Genomic DNA, 18,080 nt, shown 5'->3' on the forward strand with positions numbered 1-18,080 from the left:
CACCATATCTCCTACTCCCGACGATCGTCACGTAAGACACGAAGAAAAGCTACCCCCTGCGTTGCAGTTCTCCACGAGCATAAAATGTGTCGATCTCGGAACCCCGCGTTCAGATCGTTGTTAACTCGAGATGGATCATTCATCGAGGTGGATAGGCATGTCAGTAATCTTTCCCAAAGTTTTCAACCGTGAAAAGACAAACAATCCGAGCGACCAAGCATCGGCGGATGTTGATGTCTGCGTTAAGCCGTCGCAAGCATCCGACAATGCGCTCCTAATCATTCGTTTTCGAGCGTTGCAACGGATGGACTGGCCATCGACGACAACGCGGTCATAAAATTCTTCGCCTACGGCAACAGGCCTACGAGCGCATTCCTGGCCGCAAGCACGCCTTCAAAGTCGTGCGCAAACTACCTGGCCATCTCTGGTTCAAGCGTATACTTTCATGAAGAATTCTGGTGTCGATCGTTTTTCCGTTGGCGAGGGTAATCGGTATGGTTTGCTCGAATGTCTGGCCGCACGGGGGTAGTCTTGGTGGACACCGCCGTTGCAGGATCGAACCGTAGCTGGGAAGCCAAGTCTTGCCAATTGCTTTGATCAAATCCTAGGGTCCGATTGAACCAGTTTGCCTTGCCCTGGTTTTGCGGATGAGTCGAATCGAGCAGGTAGCTCTTCAGCTTGCTCTCAAGATTTGAGGTGTCGAAGCCAACATCGACAGCGATATTTTCTGCAGCAGCCTTCGTCAACGCTTGATCAACAGCCTCCTTATCTAGCGCGCTGATGCCGACGAGTCCGACGCCAGTGCCGCCAAGCTCAGGAATTGAGGCGACGATGTCTTGGAAGATTACATTAGCCTGTGCGGCACAGGCCTGAACTCCCAAGCTGCACATGGCGGCGAGATCTTGCGCCACTGGAAGCGCTGCGGCGGCTCCGACCGCGATTATGTATTCGACCTGGATGAGCTTGCCGACCGATTGCGTGAAGGCGGTATTTGCCATCAGTCCGTCGACGAGTGCGGCGTTTTGAATTGCAAACTGCCGGAGCGCAGACCCGTTGGTGCCCGCCGTCGTCGAGATGGCGTCGGTGAGACTTTGGAGAAGTTGGAGTTAGGTCGGTTCCGAACCGGTCAGCGCGTTTTCGAGACCTGTGGCGTTCCCCTGGCCCTGCTCGACCACGCCGATAGCGTCCTTCAGGCCGTTCAGAACCGCTGATGGCTGGGCTGGCGTGGCGTTCTTGAGATCGTCGGTGTCGTTTGCGGCCGAGACCAGTGCTCGGTGGGGCAATGTGTCCCGTTGCGCCCTCGATCCGAAGGCCGTCAATGATATCGTCAAGCACCGGGCCGCGCTGGCCGGGCTGGAGAGTTTTCGGCGCATGGCTTGCGATCGGGTTATCTGACCGAGGCGGCCAATCGTGGCGTTCCCCTTCCCGAGGCCATGGAGCAGTCGAGGTACCGATCCGTTCAGCAAGCGTCCAGCTATTGCGCTATTACAACAACCCTACGCGGCGAACAGGTAAGGTGGCACGACCACTTTAACGATTAAGTGACTTTCGATCAGCCTAGAGGGCTTCATTGCTCCTCCGAGAGCCGCCGTGCGGCAATATCGGCCAAAACCGAGAGCGCCAGAGACTGTGAATCTCTGGCCTTATCAAAAAGGCCTATCGGAGATTTGATCCGGGCAATCTCGCCGCGGCTATACCCGAGTTCTTCCAGCCGTTGAACACGTCTGGCATGTGTGCGCGCACTCCCGAGCGCACCGACGTAGAACGACCTAGAACGCAGCACCGCCTCGAAGACCGGGATTTCAAACTCGATATCGTGATAGAGGAGCGATACAGCCGTGTCGGCATCGATAATTTCTGGTGAAAGCGCCGGCCCGCTACCGTCGTAGCAATAGACGTCATACCCTGCAGCCGTAGCGACTCTGGCGGTGACATCGGCCTCGACCGACCGGCCGGCGAGAACTACCCGGACACGCGGGCGATGGTGCGTGATGAACGTCTGTCCCCTCCAGCCTGTCGGCTCGAACGTCTCTGTCGCAATCAGCCGCTGGGTGTCAGGTTGATAGCAGAGGCTTGCCGTTAGCCGCTTTCCAAGCCTGGCGAGAATGGACCATAAGGCCACGCTCTCACGAAGGACATGGATTGCAACCGTAATGCCGCCACCGCAGGGAAGGACGATATCGAAAAACGGCGATCCTTCCCCCAGCAGAAGGTTGCGATCGCAACCTCTCGAAATCGCCTCCATCGCCTCCGATGCAACCGCCGCCTCCGTACATCCGCCGGACACGAAACCGCAATAAAAGCCGTCATCGCGGATCGCCATGTGGGATCCGAGCGGGTGCGCGGATCCTCCGCGAATATCAACAAGCGTTGCAAGGGCCACTTCGTGTCCAGCATCGAGGGATTGAGCAGCAAACTCCATTATTTTTATGGCGTCATCGGTCATAAGAGCCTTTTTAGGCACGATTGGCGCAGTGACGCTGCATGAGCTCAACATCTGCAGACCTTTCATCGAATTGAGCAACCGCTGGATTTGCGTCCGGCATCGCTTGGACTGACAATCTGAAGCTAGAGCAACTTTTCCAAGGTGATGGGGAGATCACGAACTCGTTTTCCCGTCGCGTGGAAGACAGCATTTGCAATCGCGGGCGCCACGCCGACGATACCAACTTCACCGACCCCCTTTCCTCCCAACGCGGACGCATCCAGATCGGGGACACCGACAGAGATCACTTGGATATCCGGGACATCCGAATTGGTCGGCACGAGGTAATCGGCAACATTATTGTTGACGAGCCTGCCGTTGCGCCGATCGACAAGGCCCTCTTCGAGCAAAGCTTGGCCGATGCCCATGATGATCCCGCCGCGCCATTGGCTCTCCACAAGTCGTGGATTGTAGAGACGACCGCAATCGAAGGCCGATACGATGCGAGAAACGCGAACCGTGCCGAAATCCTCGTCGATTTTCACCTCGACAAAATGCGCGCACCAACTGTGCATGGAATGGTCGCCCATCGTCGGCCCTTGGACACCGGCCATTGTCGTCCAGGCTCGCTTGTGGTCGGCGGCCGATTGTGCGGCGTCGTCGAGCGTGTTGCGGAGAACTTCCAAATGTTCTTTCCCAAGGGCCAACATCAATTCCGAAAGCGTGTATTCGCCGCCTCGCGCGGAGCCGAGCCGTCCGTTGATGAGCGTCAACGTGTTTGCGCCGGTATCGCGAAGGGGTGAATTGGCGTCATTGAGTGCAAGTTCGATGAGCTCGTCACGCGCAGCGATCGCTGCTTTGTGGACGGCACCAGTGATCGACCCAGCAAGCATCGATCCGCCGGCAATCGCCGATCCCGGCATCCGCGAGTCGCCAAGCAGGACATCGATTTGGCTGACGGGAACGCCCAGCGCCTCGGACGCTGTCTGGGCAAGGATCGTATAGGTTCCCTGCCCCATATCGATGGCACTACTGATCACCTCCACGCGGCCGTTGCCAAGGATGCGTATCATCGCCGAGCTTGGCGCCCGGATAACAGGAAACGTGCCGCACCCGATTCCCCAGCCGACCAATGTCCTGCCCTCCCGCATGGACCGAGGCTGATGGCTACGTCCCGACCAGCCGAAAGCGTCCGCGCCCTCCGTGAGGGCCTCCCGCAGGCGACGCGTCGACCAGGGTTTTCCGGACTGGTAATCGTGGTCGGCATAGTTCTTAAGGCGCAGTTCGAGCGGATCCATATCGATCTCATAGGCAAGTTCCTCCACGGCGCATTCGATGCCGTATGCGCTGGGGTTCTTGCCAGGGCCGCGGAGCGCGCCAGGCGTCACAGTGTTGACGGGGACCACCCGATGTTCGGAGCTGAAGTTTGCCACCTTGTAAAGCACTGCCGTTGCTGCGCCCGTCTGCTCGGGATAGTCGACATAAACTGACGTTTCGCTCGCACCGCGATGGATGATCGCTTGCAGCAGTCCGTCGCTGGTCGCTCCTAGCGAGATCTGCTGGCGCGTCGCCGCCCGTCCACCGTAGCTTGTGAAGTTCTGCGGTCGGGTCACCGCCAGCTTCACCGGACGGCCGAGTTTTCTTGCTGCGACAGCCGCAACAGCACCGTAGGCAAGCGCTGCACCTTTCGAACCGAACCCGCCGCCAATGAATGGGGATATGATCCGGACGTCTTCAAGCGGCAAGCCGAACCACTCGGCATAGCTGCGCGCCATTCCCTGGGCCCACTGGCTCGGCTCCCAGACAGTCAGCGTATCGCCGTCCCATTTCGCCGTCAGCCCATGCGGCTCCATGGCAACGTGGAATTCGCGTGGCGTTCGGTACTCGACGTCGATCTTGACCTGTGCGCTGGCGAACGCCTTCTCCGCATCTCCCCACTTGGACGTCAGATTGTCCATGACTTTGCCCTGACCGGCATTGGGGTCGTCGAGGCCCATCACTGCGGGCGTTTCTTCGTAGGTAACCCGTATCAGCTTGACTGCCTCTGTCGCTTGCTCCTGCGTCTCTGCCACAACAGCGCAGATGGTCTCGCCATTGAAGCGAACTTGGCGTGGCAGGGGATTGTAGTTCTGGTTTTCCGGGCGATTCCCGTACCAGTCGGAGGCGACCTTCAGTCCAAAATCATCCTCAGGCGTGAGAACCAGCAGAACGCCAGGCATGGCCTTCGCCTGTGCAGTGTCAACCGCAAGGACTCGACCCGCCGGAATTGTGCTTTGCAGTAGTGCTGCATGCGCTAGATTTTCAAACGGATATTCAAGCGCGTAGGTGGCGGCTCCGGTAACCTTCACCGTGCCCTCGAAACGCGAATGCCGTCCGCCGATCATGCCGTCGGAAGCATCGCCATGCTTGCGGGGTTCCATTATCGTCACAGAAGACCTCCCACGGTCAGAATGGCGCGCGCGACCACACGCGGCGCGAGTTTGATCTTGTACTGATTGCCGCCCTGCGGAAGCGCATTCTCCATTGTAAGTCGGCTGGCGGCTTCCACGGATGCTACATCGAGAACCTTGCCGATGAGTGTGGCCTCTATCGCGCGTGCGCGCCAGGGCCTTGTTGCAACACCGCCGAGCGCGATACGAATATCGCGCACCGTCTTGCCGTCCGCTTCCAGTTCGATACCGACGGCCGCGCTCGCTGCGGCAAACTCGTAAGATTGGCGATCGCGGACTTTCAGATAGGTCGAATTTCGTGCTGCCGGAGAGGCGGGAATCGTCACGGCCGTAATCATCTCGCCGGTTTCCAGCAAAGTCTCCCTTTGCGGCGTCGAGCCCGGCAGCAGAAAGAATTCGTCTATCGCCACGCTTCGTTCGCCGATCTTGATCTCAGCGTCGAAGGCCACGAGGGCGATTGCCAGATCGCCCGGATAGCTGGCAATGCAATTTGGGCTCGTGCCGAGCACCGCGTGGTTGCGGGTCACGCCGCCGATGGCCGAGCAGCCTGACCCGGGACTCCGCTTGTTGCACGCGATAAAGGCGCCCGGCTCTCGGAAGTATGAACAGCGGGTCCGCTGAAGAAGGTTGCCGCCGATCGTCGCCATGTTTCTGAGCTGGGCGGAGGCGGCAAGCGAGAGAGACTGTGCCACTGCCGGAAAATGGGAAAGGATATGGGGATGGTCTGCGACGGCCGCCATCCTGGCAAGAGCGCCGATGCTGACACCCGTGTCATCGGCGTCGATCCCGTCCAGCCCAGCAAGGTGCGTGATGTCGACCACGCGCTCCGGCTCGGCCACACCGCACTTGGCGAGGTCCAGAAGCGTGGTGCCCCCTGCAAGGAAGACCGCACCGCTTTGGACTTCCTGTTGCGCCTCGTCGATGGAGGTCGCACGTACGTAGGAAAAGTCTCTCATGCGCCAGTCTCCGCTGCTTTGCGCACGGCGGCGACGATGCTATTATATGCACCGCATCGACAGAGATTGCCGGACATGTATTCTCGGATCTCGGCGTCGGATCTGGCGCGACCTTCCCGGATGCAGGCGACAGCCGACATGATCTGGCCAGGGGTACAGTATCCGCATTGAAACGCATCCTGATCCACGAAAGCTGCCTGAACTGGGTGAAGTTCACCATTTTCCCCGGCCAGCCCCTCGATCGTTGAGATCTGCCGATTTTCCACCTGGGCGGCGAGCGTCAGACAGGAGAGCACCCGTTGGCCGTCCACATGAACCGTGCAAGCACCGCACTGCCCCTGGTCGCAGCCCTTCTTGGTGCCTGTCAGGCAGAGATGATCGCGAAGCGCGTCGAGCAAAGTGACGCGCGGCTCTATGGAGAGTTCGTGTGATTGTCCGTTGATGTCCAATAAAATTTGAAGCGTTCCGGCCATAATGGGTTCTCACTGTCGTCGTGGTGAAGCAATCGATAGAACTTTCGACCTGACAGACAGGCCGGCGTGCATTACAAGTGGAAGATACGCGTAAAATGGAGGCGCCTCCGTTTAATCTAGGGACTTCCTGGTCATCGTCAAGTGCAAAATGATGGAGTAGCCTTTGGCCTCGGCCGAGCCAAAAAAAGAGCCCACCAGAGAACCTCCGTTGCGGGCAGACGCGCGCCGGAACAAGGAGCGGCTGATCGAGGTTGCAGCGGAGGCGTTCGCCGAGAATGGTGTCGAGACCTCACTTGAGGATATCGCTCGCCGGGCCAGCGTTGGGATCGGTACACTGTATCGACATTTTCCGACCCGTGAGCACTTGGTGGAGGTTGTTTACCGACGCGAATTGGAAATGTTGGCTGCTGCTGCCGGCGGCTTGGCAGAAACCCATGCACCCGATGCGGCGCTTGAGGAATGGATGCGCAGGTTCGTGGGCTATATCGCTACAAAACGCGGCATGGCTAACAGCTTGCGGATATTGATGACCTCGAACTCGGCGCTGTTTGCCGAAGGCTCTGGTGTTCTGAGATCTGCATTAGACGATCTCTTGAAGAGCGCAGCCCAATCGCGGGCGGTGCGCAGTGATATTGACACGACGGACCTTTTGCATGCTCTCTCAAGCATTTACTCCATCCCCGACGCACCTGATTGGCGTGATCGGTCCCATCGACTGATCGGTCTGTTAATGGATGGCCTGCGGTGCAACAGGTAAAAATCGTCCAGTGCCGCTGTTTCCCTATCCGCCTGTTACGCTCACATGCTGTAAATCGACGAGCCATCCCGATGCCGATACCCATGATCGACGCTTGTATTCCTCACGTTGATAGGGTCATTTTTGTAAACGGCTTAATGTCTCGCTACAGCGTCGGTCAGCCGCGATGCAAGGCCTTTCCGATTTCCGCCGCGAGCTGTGCCTGAGTGTAAGGCTTGCCGAGGCGCGGAAGATCTATCCCGCTACCAGCTGGGAGATCGGCGTATCCAGTCGCTATCAGGATCGGCATCCCCGGCACCTTTTCTCGTACCGCCTTGGCCAGCTCTGCACCGGTCATGCCAGGCATAGAATAATCGGTGATTACCAGGTCGAACGCGTTGCCCGATTCCAGACACTTCAGGGCATCCGCACCAGAATTTGCTTCCACGACTTCGTGACCGAGATCTTCAAGCATGTCCACTGAGGCCATAGCGATAAGAGCATCGTCGTCCACCATCAGGATACGGACAGCCCGAGTAACGCCAATGCCAACCGGCTCGACAGCGTCATCGACGGATATCGGTCGGAAAGTCTCGGGGAGCCACAGCTCCGCAATAGTTCCGTGACCGACAGCACTGGTGAGACGCAGGCTTCCCTTCAGCTGAAGAGCCAGACCGTGGACCATCGACAAGCCGAGGCCAGTTCCCTTCCCGAGTTCCTTAGTAGAAAAAAACGGGTCGACTGCCTTCATCAGCGTCTGTTCGCTCATTCCGGTTCCGCTGTCTTCCACCGATAGAACGAGGTAGCGTCCTGACGTCAGATCCTTGGAAACTCCCCGTATTTCTTCGCCGCGAACGCGGACCTTGATTACTCCGCCGGAGGGCATCGCGTCCCGCGCGTTGACTACGAGATTGAGGAGTGCGAGTTCGACCTGGTTTGAATCAATCATTGCAGGCATCAGATTGTCTTCCAACAGGACCTCGATTGCTATCGTCGTCCCGACCGATCGCTTGAGCAGATCCTCCATTCCCGTTACCAGCTTGCCGAGGTCCGTCGGTTCAGCGCTCAGATCCTGACGCCGCGCAAAGGCAAGCAAGCGTTGCGTCAGCGCCGCGCCACGCTTTGCGCCTGGACAGCACCGTCAATCAGCCGAGATGCCTTCGGATCGTGCTGGAAATGCTTGCGAAGGAGATCAAGGTTTCCAAGCACGGCCATCAAGAGGTTGTTGAAGTCGTGGGCGACACCGCCGGTGAGCTGGCCGATGACCTCCATCTTCTGAGCCTGCCTGAGTTGCTCTTCCGCCCTCTCCCGTTGGGCCACCTCTTCGATCAACCCCGCATTGGCTGCTTTCAACTCGGCTGTTCGCAGAGATACGCGCTCTTCCAGCAGATCGTTGACGCTCTTCAGCGTATCCTCTGCCGCGCGGCGTTCGGTAATATCGGACGCAATGCCTACGAGTTTTTGCGCGCCACCGTTCCGGTCCCGGTAAAGCTGCGCGCGCACATCGACCCAGTGCTGGGTGGCATCGGGCCAGATGCAGCGGAAGTCGATCTCGCAATCCCTGCCAGTCTCCACTGTCAGAGATATTGCACGTTTCAGTCGCGGCAGGTCGTCCCCGTGGATAGTCGCCAGCAATTGTTCGTAAGAAAGCGCGCCGTCTTTCGGCTGTCCAAAAATTGTGCGGAATAATGCAGAAGTCATGAGCCGGTTTGCCTTGAGTTCCAGTTCCCAAGAGCCCAACCGCCCTGCTTCGAGCGCGGCCTGCAAACGTCGTTCGCCATCTGCAAGGTCGTAGAGGCGCGCACGCGCTTCGTATTGCCTTTGCCGGCCCTTCATGGCAGTGCGCGCCACGCTGATAAAGGTGGTGGCGTGAAACGGCCTTTCCAGAAAGGTTACATTGCCGAGAATTTCCGAAAGCCGCGCCGCAGCCGGATTTTTTTCCGGACCGCCGCCTCTCTGCGTCAACACTATGAACGGCATGTCCGACCAGCTCGGCTGGCCTGCGATCCAGCTGGCGAGCGGCTTCAAGTCGCTTGATCGTACGGTCTCCTCTGTCAGCACTCCAAAGGCAACGTGGTCGCCAAGGGCTGCAACGAACGAATGAAGGTCTCCAGCCGACCGGCACACAATCTTTGCGGCAGAAAGGAGCGAAGAGGCCACATCTGCATCCCGCCCGCCAGGGGCAAGTATGATCGCGTCTGCAAAACGATCAGGAATTGCCCAGCCCTCCGGTGGTCATGACCATGAGAGGCTCGGAAACATCGGTGAGGACTGGCACGCCGCGCAACACACCCTGGAACCCGGAGAGCGGCGCACCGAGGCTCAGACCTGTATCGTCGATCCGATATTCACGGATCGTGTCCTCATGCCTACCGGCCCGTTTCTTGATCACGGAGACCGCGCGGCGGACGCGCCCGGCAGCCTCGAAATAACGCAACAGTATGACGGTATCGGCCAGATAGGTGACATCCACCGGAGATTTCATGTCGCCGAAAAGTCCGTGCTGGGCAACCGTGATGAACGTATTGGCTCCCTGTCTGTTCAAGTACTGCAGAAGCTCGTGCAAATGAAGGATGAGGGCATTTTCATCGGGCATCGCAGACTGGTAGCCGTTGATGCTGTCGATAATCACAGTCTTTGCATTGGCTTCTGTGACCCGGTCCATAACCCGACGAGTAAACTCCCCCGGCGACAGCTCAGCGGCGTCCAGCTGCTCTATGTGAACAAAGCCTTGATCGCTCAACCCCTCGAGATCCAAGCCCATCGCTTTCATGCGTGCAAAAAGTAGCCCAAGCTCCTCGTCGAAGATGAAAACTGCAGCCTTTTCACCACGGGCGACGGCGGCCTTGACGAACTCGAAGGTAAACGTGCTCTTTCCGGTGCCGGCAGGACCAATGAGGAGCGTGCTCGATCCGCGTTCGATCCCGCCCCCAAGCAGGCTGTCAAACTCGGCATTGCCGGTCGGCAAAATATTACGGGCGAAATCAGTTCGATGCTCGGCGGCACGCAGTCGCGGAAACACCTCTACTCCACCTGTCTTGATGGCGAGGTCATGATATCCGCCGCGGAATGCCCGTCCGCGGTATTTGATGATCCGCAGCCGCCGGCGCTCGGAGCCATAATCTGGAGCTAGTTCCTCGAGGTGGATGACCCCGTGGACCACACTGTGGACAGTTTTATCCATCATCTCGGTCGTCATGTCATCGAGCAGCAGCACCGTTGCACCCTGCCGGGCAAAGAAATGCTTGAGAGCCAGGATCTGACGACGATAGCGAAGCGAACTCTGCGCCAGAAGCCTGATTTCGGAAAGGCTATCAAGGACAACTCTGCTCGGCTTGATGCGCTCGAAAGCGTCAAAGATTAGCTTAGTCGTTTCACCGAGTTCGAGATCCGAAGAATACAAAAGGCTCTGCTGCTGATCCGGATCGAGCAGGCTTTCCGGCGGGACGAGCTCGAAGAGCTCAATGGTATCATCTATAACCATCCCGTGCGAGGCGGCGCTCGCCCGCAGCTCTGAATCCGTTTCGGAGAGTGTGATGTAGAGACACTTTTCTCCAAGTTTGGCGCCTTCGAGAAGAAATTGCAGTGCGATTGTCGTCTTGCCTGTGCCGGGATTTCCTTCCAGCAGAAACACATGATCGCGTGAAAGTCCTCCTGAAAGTACATCGTCCAATCCGGCCACGCCCGTCAGGGCGTTGGTTTCAAGCCCTACGGCCATGTCAGCTCCTACGTTTGCGTGGATTAAAATATGTCGTCAAATAAAAATTTCAATCAGGTCAACTTCAGATCGCTACTTGCCGCAAGAGTTGACAACAAACAAAATTATCCGAAGTCGGCGCTAGGGCCGGTGGGATGGTGTTCGACCACGAAGCCGAGCATCCATCCGGCTGGGCTGCCGTTTCATCTTTCGTTATCAAGATTGGCTGCTCGCCATCCACGCCACACGAATAGGTCAGAACCGCGATCGACAGCGGTCAACGAGCAGGACTGGCGAACGATATAGCCGAGAAGATGAAGGCTGCACCTGCCCTAGTTACCAACAGCGAGCGCGAAGTCTCCAGCTACCTGACTGCGGATATAAAACTGGGCACGCTCTCGTTAGTCGCCCTGATGAGGTTGGATCATGCGCCTTGAAATGGCAGTGCCATGCGTTTAGGCGCTGCCAGCCACTTAGTGTGTGATGCAGCAAGCAGACATGACCCCGTCGAACTGAGCAACGCAAAAGCATTTTCACGCATATCGGCAGTGGACCCCTCGCCCACGCACGAGATTTGCTCACCCATGTCAGGAAAAAGGGACGAGCCAGCTAGTTTTGTATCGAGTGGACCTGAAGCCCGATTATGACGCATCGCGGCCGAAACGCTGGAATTCTCCCAACACCCGCCATATCGCAAGTCTCGTCGCACAATTCGCGCGGGCAACCTTGGAATCTCACCACCGACCACCGCTCGTCGCGCGAGACTGCCTTCTTGCGCAGACGGCCGCACTACTTAGGCTGCCTCAAAAAGTGGTGGGTGATTTCAACAGGTGCTAGCGGTGCTCAGCTAGCTCGTGCCAGGGGCGTCTACTTTGATACATGCTTTAACCACACCCTTGACCAAATGCTGCGGGTTGCCGTCAGAGGCAGCCCCGGCTATCATTGCATAGTTGCCGGCGCTCATGCCTCCAGTAAAACCGTTCGCGCCGCCAGTTAGTCTAGGCTACTTATAGAGGATATACAACCATTTCTGGTCGCGAGGACAGGCGATTGCAAAGTAGTGGACGCTTATCTTCTCCTCTTGGTCTAATTGCCATATCCGTTCTATAGATACAAGCATTGAGAGTGCTTCGCGCCCGAAAGGATATCTGCCGTGCCTGAACCTATGGTTGTGTGGGCATTTCCAATTAGCCCCTCAAATACTACGCTCCTCGCGTACTGCGACACGCTGGACAAGGCGTTTCAAGAGGCAGGTCAACATCGGCGCGATTTGTGCGAAAGTGGCTCTTTAGAAGAGCCTTGGCCGGAGACATCAATTTTCAAATTGACGCTTGAACCGCTCGATCGTCATTTGGTTTTGAACTTGCTCAATGAGCGCGAACCCGACTGGAGCGCCACGATTGCACTGCAGGAAACGGTCGGAATTGTCACAGACGACGGGGCGCGCCTTTTCGGTGAGGTGGAACACTGAGCTGGGGGACCGGAAGCAAGTCTGACAATGGGCCCGCCGAACGCGCTGGTTGGAGCTGGTGTTTTGCGTCAATCGATGTCACTAACCCGTCTTCGCGAGGCAGGATGGGGGTCATTATCCCCAAAGTTCTTTCAGGACTGCGCGTTGTGACGCTTCATGAGGCGCAAAGGAATGCAGCCTCGATCATCTTGTAACCTAGGCCGCCATTTCGGGCGTTATTGTCTGATCGGCGTCCGCGTCCTCGTGCATTGGCTTTGGTCGGCCAAGGAAGTAGCCCTGTGCTTCGTTGCATCCCTCCGACAAAAGAATGTCGAGCTGGACTCGCGTCTCTACGCCTTCCGCAAGGACAGGTACTTCGAGGCTCTGACCTAGGGCAAGAATGGCGCGAACAATTGCCTTGGCCTGCGGACTTGTCTCCACTTGGTCCATAAAGCTGCGATCAAGCTTGATCTTATCGAAAGGAAAGGCCCGAAGGGTTTCAAGCGACGAATAGCCTGTGCCGAAATCGTCGATGGCGATTGAGACACCGAGTTGCTTGATTTGTCGAAGCGCGTGTAGCGCGCGATCCTTGTCCGTTATAATCGAGGTTTCGGTGATCTCAAGTTCGAGGCGTGCCGGGTTCAGACCCGTGTCGAGCAAAACAGTATGAACCAGTGCGGCGATATCGGTATTCATCAGTTGCACCGGCGAGAGGTTGACAGCAATCTTGTGCGGCTGCTGCCAACGAGCCGCTTCACGGCAAGCTTCGCGCAGCACCCATTCGCCGATCGGAAGGATTGCACCGCACTCCTCAGCCAGAACAATGAAGTCCATCGGCGGCACGTTCCCTCGGTCCGGATGGTTCCAGCGCAACAGGGCCTCGTAACCGGTAACGGCGCCTGTCATGACCGATTTCTGCACTTGATAATGCAGGTGGAACTGTTTCTTCTCAACGGCCGCCCATAGATCATTTGCCAGTGCGCGGCGGCCGCGCGCCGCCTCATCCATTGCCGTTTCGTAGAAGCAGACCGACTGCCTCAAAGCGCCTTTCGCCCTGTACATCGCCAGATCGGCATTACCAAGCAACAACTCAGCGCTGTCAGCATCCTGTGGATAAAGCGCGATCCCCATGCTCGCACCGGGCTTGATCTCAAAACCTTCGACGTGGATCTCGGCGCACAGGCAGGCTTCCAGCCGAGCGAGAAAGTCATGCAGTTCGACCATCTCAGTAAAGCGCTTGACCGCTGCAAATTCGTCGCCTCCGAAACGAGCAACAAATTCGTCGTCGTCGAGCATTGCAGTCATGCGGTCGGCAAGCACGCTCAGAACCTGATCGCCTGTCGCATGTCCATGCTGGTCATTGATTTCCTTGAACTTGTCGAGATCGATAACGATGACCGCAAGCTGGGCCGCGGTTCGACGGGCAAGAACAAGCTCCTGCGCGAGAGATGCGTTGAATTCTGCACGATTGGCCAGACCGGTCAGGCCGTCATGGCTGGCCATGAAAGAGATCTTTTCTTCGGACAATAGCCGCGCAGTGATGTCCTCGAATGTGACGACCCAAGCGCCGCTCTCCATAGTATTGTAATTTGCCTGCACCGAGGTGCCGCTCGAAAGTCTATGGATTATGGCGCCGTGCTCGCCACCCCGTACGACGGCCATATGTCGGTCGTAATGGTGCGACGCTTTCGGACCGTAGACGTCAGGCGAAGCATCGGTCAGGGAATAGCCACGCTCGACGATGTCGCGATAGCGAAGGCCCGGGACGATAAAACCGGGAGGGAAGCCGAATATCTCGCTATAGCGCTCATTGGCCAGTACCAGGCACTCATTCGCATCGAATAGGCAAATTCCCTGGGACATATTTTGCAGGGCGACATCAAGGTTTCTCATAACCGCGGCAAGGCGATCTGCGTCGGCCTTGTGGATAGTCTTGTCCCTGATAATCTTGGCATAACCAGCCAGTTCGCCATTGTCCGCAAAAATTGGATTGATGACAACATGTGCCCAGAAACACGTGCCGTCCTTGCGATAGTACCAATACTCTCCCTCGAATTTGTCTCTGGTTCTTGCGATGTCCAGCGCGGTCGCCGGGATCCCGTTGTGCCGATCCTTCTGTGAATAGAAAATTGCAAAATGCTTGCCGACGATCTCCGCGGCGGTATATCCGCTGGCGCGTTCGGCGCCAGCGTTCCAGCTGCTGACATGACCCTGAAGACCGAGCATGTAGATAGCGTAATCGGTAACGCCCTCAATCAGCATCTTGAAGTTCGCGTTGCTCGCAGATGCGGCGTTCTCCGCACGAACAGCAAAAAGAGCTGCTGCAAGGCCGGATGCCAAAAGTGAAAGTGAGACACTGGCGATCGTCACAATCATCACGATCGGCGACAGAAGATTGAAACGATCCAGCTGCACTGCGGCCGGTACGATATTGACCCCGCCCATTGCAGTGAAATGCAGGCTAACGACGCCAAGCGTCAGCATGCTTGCCGAGAGCAGCTTGCTTCTAAGGCTATTTCCGCATTGGTAGGCGACGGAGAAGCCGGCCATCGAAAATAGGCACCCTAAGAGCAGCGAGGCGGCGATGAGGTCACGGTCCCACGTGATCTTGCCGGGGAATTCAATCGCCGACATCCCGAGGAAGTGCATTGCGCCGACACCGAGCGCAAAAAGGCTGCCTCCAGCCAGAAAACCGGCACGACTGCGCAAGTAGGTCGCTGTGGCGACGCTGGCTCCAGTCGTCGCGACGGCGATCAGTAGGGATAGGAAAGTGCGGTAGGCCTCGTAGCCGACGACGACGCCGGGATCATAGGCGAGCATGGCAATAAAATGCGTCGACCAGATGCCAAAACCACCGGCGACGCCAGCAGTCGCCAACCAGATTCCTCGGGCAATACCGCCGGTTTTCTGCGCTCTCTGGAGCAACATCATCGCGACATAGCTCGACAGGAAGCACAAAACCCCGGCCGACACCACCAGACGAAGATCGTGTTCACCCGAAAGACACGTCAATACCCTGAACATTCACAACACCCCCGAAACATACCAATCTCATATGTGGGATGTCGAATGTACGAAATGCTAATGGCGGGAGATACAACCGGACAATATCATCTGCTTCCAACGGCGTAGTTAATACAGCGTAAAGTCTATTGGTTGGCTATAGCGAAGGCCGGCCTATGTGGCTTGGCCATCTTGCTTTTGTTCACTGATTTCAAATCTCAGGGTCATACTGGCGTGGACTATCGTCTGTTGAAAACAGGACACAATGACCCTGCGAACCCCTTGGATCATAGGCATAGCCCTTGAGCGCCAGCGCATGCGTAATGTCGCGGATACCGGACAACCCGTATAGATGGTCATGAAGTTCCAAGAAGATGCGTTCGATCCCTGGCAGCTCGGCGTTCTGTAGGAGATCCCGTTCTGCTCCTTCTATGTCCATAACGAGGGCGTTGATACGATTGCGCATGATGAATGTGTCAATGTTGGCAGATGTAAGCTCTATTTCGTGTTCGTAGGCCCCTTGGTTTTCATCCATAGATGACATCCAAAGGTCCTTGCGTACGTAAAACCTGCAGGTTTTTGGTTCTCCGTTTGTGAGAAGCCCCTGCGAAAAGATGACATTGTCGAGACCGTTAGCCCTTATGACCCGTTGTGCCAGCAGTGCAGTGGTTGGGTTGGCTTCAAACGCCCACACCGATACCCCTTCGATTTTCGCGATGATCGACGTGATGATGCCAATGCCTGACCCAAGTTCAAGTACCCGGTCTCCCGGTTTAACAGCCCTGAAAACCGCCCGTGCTTCTTTTGCTTCATAACTGCCGCTGGTAAGCGCCAACCATATGACAGGAGAAACCTCGCAGGGTGCCAGCGGCACGTCAATTCCATGTATGGTCAATAGCTCCATGCCGGCACACTCCCAATTCCACTATAAAGCCTTGCCTACCAATCTTTGCCCTTCTACGTGATCGGAGTGCAGGTACGCAAGTTCCGAAGCAGGCATGGGCCGTCCAGTCAGGTAGCCTTGGGCCTGTTCACATCCAAGCCGCCTCAGCAACTCGAATTGTTCCTCCGTTTCAATGCCTTCCACGATTGTGGTCATGCTCAGGCTGCGGCCTACCCCTATCGCTAGTTCAACGATCGTCAAAGCACTCGGCGATGTCGTAACGTCGCGGACGAAAGATCGATCGATTTTCATCTTGTCGAAGGGAAAGCTGCTGAGGCTACCAAGCGACGAATAACCGGTACCGAAATCGTCCATTGCGATGTGGATCCCGAGCGCCTTTATTTGCCGTAGCGTTTCAAGCGTCTGTTCATTTTTGTCAAGCATCACAGATTCTGTGATTTCCAATTCCAGCCGGTCGGGGGAAAGCCCAGTCTGGTCGAGGGTGGCCGCAAGCTTTTGGATGAGGTTCACCCCACGAAACTGAACCGGAGAAAGGTTGACGGAAATCTTGGAGAGGCGTCCCCACGCCGCAGCTTCAACACAAGCTGTCTCGAGAACCCACGCCCCCAGTTCGTGGATTAAACCGATCCTCTCAGCGACCGGAATGAATAGCGTGGGCGAGACGAAGCCGCGTGTCGGGTGTTTCCATCGCAGCAGCGCCTCATAGCCGCAAATGTCGCGGGTCGCCATTATGACCTGGGGCTGATAGTAGACCTCCATCTCGCCCTGTTCCAGAGCCCGTGACAAGTCGATCTCAAAGGATTTCGTCTCCTGCAAGCGTACTTGCATCTGAGGATCGAATAGGCATGCATGCCCCGCTCCGAGCGCCTTGGCTTCATAGAGGGCGAGATCTGCTTGCTTCAACAGTTCCTCTGTCGTCGACACATCATCCGAAAAAGCAATACCGATACATGTATTGATTTTGATTCGCAGTTGATCGATCTGATACGGTTCGGCGATCTTTGTGATTATGATGTTGGCGAGATCAAATGCCTTTTCCCGGGTCAAGCCTGTGGACAAGACGGCAAACTCATCCCCACCCAGACGGCAAGCTGTATCGCCGCCATGGCTCAGACGGTTTAACCTCGCCGCGACAGCCTGGAGGAGCACGTCACCCATATCGTGCCCGAGCGTATCGTTGACATCCTTGAACCCATCGAGATCAAGAAGAAGAATAGAAGATACTTCGGTATGCGCTGTTGCCCGCCGTAGCTCCAGGTCTTGTCTGAGCAGGACGCGATTGGGAAGACCGGTGAGTGCATCGTGATGAGCATCGTGTTCAAGACGAAGGTTCTGATTTTGCAGTTCTTCCGTTGCCTGGCGAAGATCGGTTGCCAATCGCTCCGTGCGGGTGTGGGCGCGACCGAGCAGCCGGTTTTGACGAAGCAGAAAGATCACCAGCACGACGCCACATAGAATAAGTCCTGACGCAAGTCCGATATGAATGAAATAAAGATGACGCATTTGTGCCTGCGCGTCGTTAAGAAGGGTTGCGCCATACTCGGTTGCCGCAACGCCAAGGCCCATCAAAGGCGAATCGAGCCTGCCCATCGACTGAAGAGCAGCTTGCACACCTGCCCTGTCCAGGTGCTCCAACCGTTCATCCAAGCTCAGAAGCGTTGCTCTGAACGCCTCGAACACGGCTCTGTTGTGTCGGTCGCCTTCAATGAGAACGCGTAGACTGCCCTGCTGCAGAAGCTGAACACGACCAATCGCAATCTCGAGGCGGAGGCGGGCGTCTGCTCTATTTGCATCTGTCATATCTAAAGCATAAGCAGCCAGACTGCGTTCGAGCCTCAAATACTCGACAGACGCTTGATTGACGGTCCAAGAATCGTTGTACCGGGTAAATTTTTGCAAACCTGTTTGCTGCGCAGCGATAATGGTGGCGATGTAGCACGTTGCTACTATCAGGCCGCAGATGACGGCTCCCAGGATCCATCTCAC

12 protein-coding genes and 3 pseudogenes are annotated in these 18,080 nt (G+C 56.8%); 4 read left to right on the forward strand and 11 right to left on the reverse strand.

The window, feature by feature from the left end:
* Positions 1-443 precede the first annotated feature (443 nt).
* Both J5289_RS20790 and J5289_RS20795 read right to left on the reverse strand, forming a co-directional pair.
* Entirely contained in the window at positions 444-998 is a 555-nt protein-coding gene (locus J5289_RS20790) for a DUF6883 domain-containing protein (protein WP_209207394.1), read from the reverse strand.
* Between the two features lie 108 nt (positions 999-1,106).
* Positions 1,107-1,283 (reverse strand): hypothetical protein, encoded by a 177-nt coding sequence (locus J5289_RS20795; RefSeq protein ID WP_209207393.1) that lies wholly within the window; start codon positions 1,281-1,283, stop codon positions 1,107-1,109.
* Between J5289_RS20795 and J5289_RS29400 the strand changes: the two are divergent.
* Positions 1,270-1,534 (forward strand): annotated as a pseudogene (locus J5289_RS29400) (integrase); the annotation flags it as partial. The gene J5289_RS20795 and the pseudogene J5289_RS29400 overlap by 14 nt on opposite strands.
* 33 nt (positions 1,535-1,567) lie before the next feature.
* Here the strand turns inward: J5289_RS29400 and J5289_RS20800 are convergent.
* The 4 genes from J5289_RS20800 to J5289_RS20815 are packed head-to-tail and all read right to left on the reverse strand — an operon-like array spanning position 1,568 to position 6,304.
* Positions 1,568-2,512, reverse strand: a complete 945-nt coding sequence (locus J5289_RS20800) for an XdhC family protein (RefSeq protein ID WP_257625513.1) — start codon at positions 2,510-2,512, stop codon at positions 1,568-1,570.
* A gap of 56 nt (positions 2,513-2,568) precedes the next feature.
* A complete protein-coding gene (locus tag J5289_RS20805; RefSeq protein WP_209207391.1) occupies positions 2,569-4,854 on the reverse strand; it encodes a xanthine dehydrogenase family protein molybdopterin-binding subunit in 2,286 nt (761 codons plus the stop codon).
* Entirely contained in the window at positions 4,851-5,831 is a 981-nt protein-coding gene (locus J5289_RS20810) for a xanthine dehydrogenase family protein subunit M (protein WP_209207390.1), read from the reverse strand. The genes J5289_RS20805 and J5289_RS20810 overlap by 4 nt, the downstream gene beginning before the upstream one ends.
* Positions 5,828-6,304 (reverse strand): (2Fe-2S)-binding protein, encoded by a 477-nt coding sequence (locus J5289_RS20815; RefSeq protein WP_209207389.1) that lies wholly within the window; start codon positions 6,302-6,304, stop codon positions 5,828-5,830. Before J5289_RS20815 ends, J5289_RS20810 begins: the two co-directional genes overlap by 4 nt.
* 163 nt (positions 6,305-6,467) lie before the next feature.
* Here J5289_RS20815 and J5289_RS20820 point away from each other — a divergent pair, with 163 nt between their 5' ends.
* Positions 6,468-7,061, forward strand: coding sequence for a TetR/AcrR family transcriptional regulator (locus J5289_RS20820; RefSeq protein ID WP_209207388.1), 594 nt, complete (start codon positions 6,468-6,470; stop codon positions 7,059-7,061).
* Positions 7,062-7,218: 157 nt separating this feature from the next.
* On the opposite strand, the pseudogene J5289_RS20825 reads toward J5289_RS20820, so the two are convergent.
* Both J5289_RS20825 and J5289_RS20830 read right to left on the reverse strand, forming a co-directional pair.
* A pseudogene (locus J5289_RS20825) lies at positions 7,219-9,257 on the reverse strand (ATP-binding protein).
* Entirely contained in the window at positions 9,250-10,758 is a 1,509-nt protein-coding gene (locus J5289_RS20830) for an ATPase domain-containing protein (protein WP_209207387.1), read from the reverse strand. Before J5289_RS20830 ends, J5289_RS20825 begins: the two are co-directional and overlap by 8 nt.
* A gap of 134 nt (positions 10,759-10,892) precedes the next feature.
* On the opposite strand from J5289_RS20830, the pseudogene J5289_RS29405 reads away from it, so the two are divergent.
* Positions 10,893-11,060, forward strand: a pseudogene (locus J5289_RS29405) (IS3 family transposase); the annotation flags it as partial.
* Positions 11,061-11,890: 830 nt separating this feature from the next.
* On the forward strand, positions 11,891-12,208 hold the full coding sequence (locus tag J5289_RS20835; RefSeq protein ID WP_209207386.1) for a hypothetical protein: 318 nt from the start codon (positions 11,891-11,893) through the stop codon (positions 12,206-12,208).
* Between the two features lie 195 nt (positions 12,209-12,403).
* Here the strand turns inward: J5289_RS20835 and J5289_RS20840 are convergent, their stop codons facing one another.
* The 3 genes from J5289_RS20840 to J5289_RS20850 form a co-directional block, all read right to left on the reverse strand.
* Positions 12,404-15,211 (reverse strand): EAL domain-containing protein, encoded by a 2,808-nt coding sequence (locus tag J5289_RS20840; protein WP_209207385.1) that lies wholly within the window; start codon positions 15,209-15,211, stop codon positions 12,404-12,406.
* Positions 15,212-15,401: 190 nt separating this feature from the next.
* Entirely contained in the window at positions 15,402-16,094 is a 693-nt protein-coding gene (locus tag J5289_RS20845; RefSeq protein ID WP_142831049.1) for an FkbM family methyltransferase, read from the reverse strand.
* Between the two features lie 21 nt (positions 16,095-16,115).
* Positions 16,116-18,080, reverse strand: a complete 1,965-nt coding sequence (locus J5289_RS20850; protein WP_209207384.1) for a bifunctional diguanylate cyclase/phosphodiesterase — start codon at positions 18,078-18,080, stop codon at positions 16,116-16,118.

The organism is Rhizobium sp. B230/85, assembly GCF_019355735.1.
Classification (GTDB): Bacteria; Pseudomonadota; Alphaproteobacteria; order Rhizobiales; family Rhizobiaceae; genus Rhizobium; species Rhizobium rhododendri.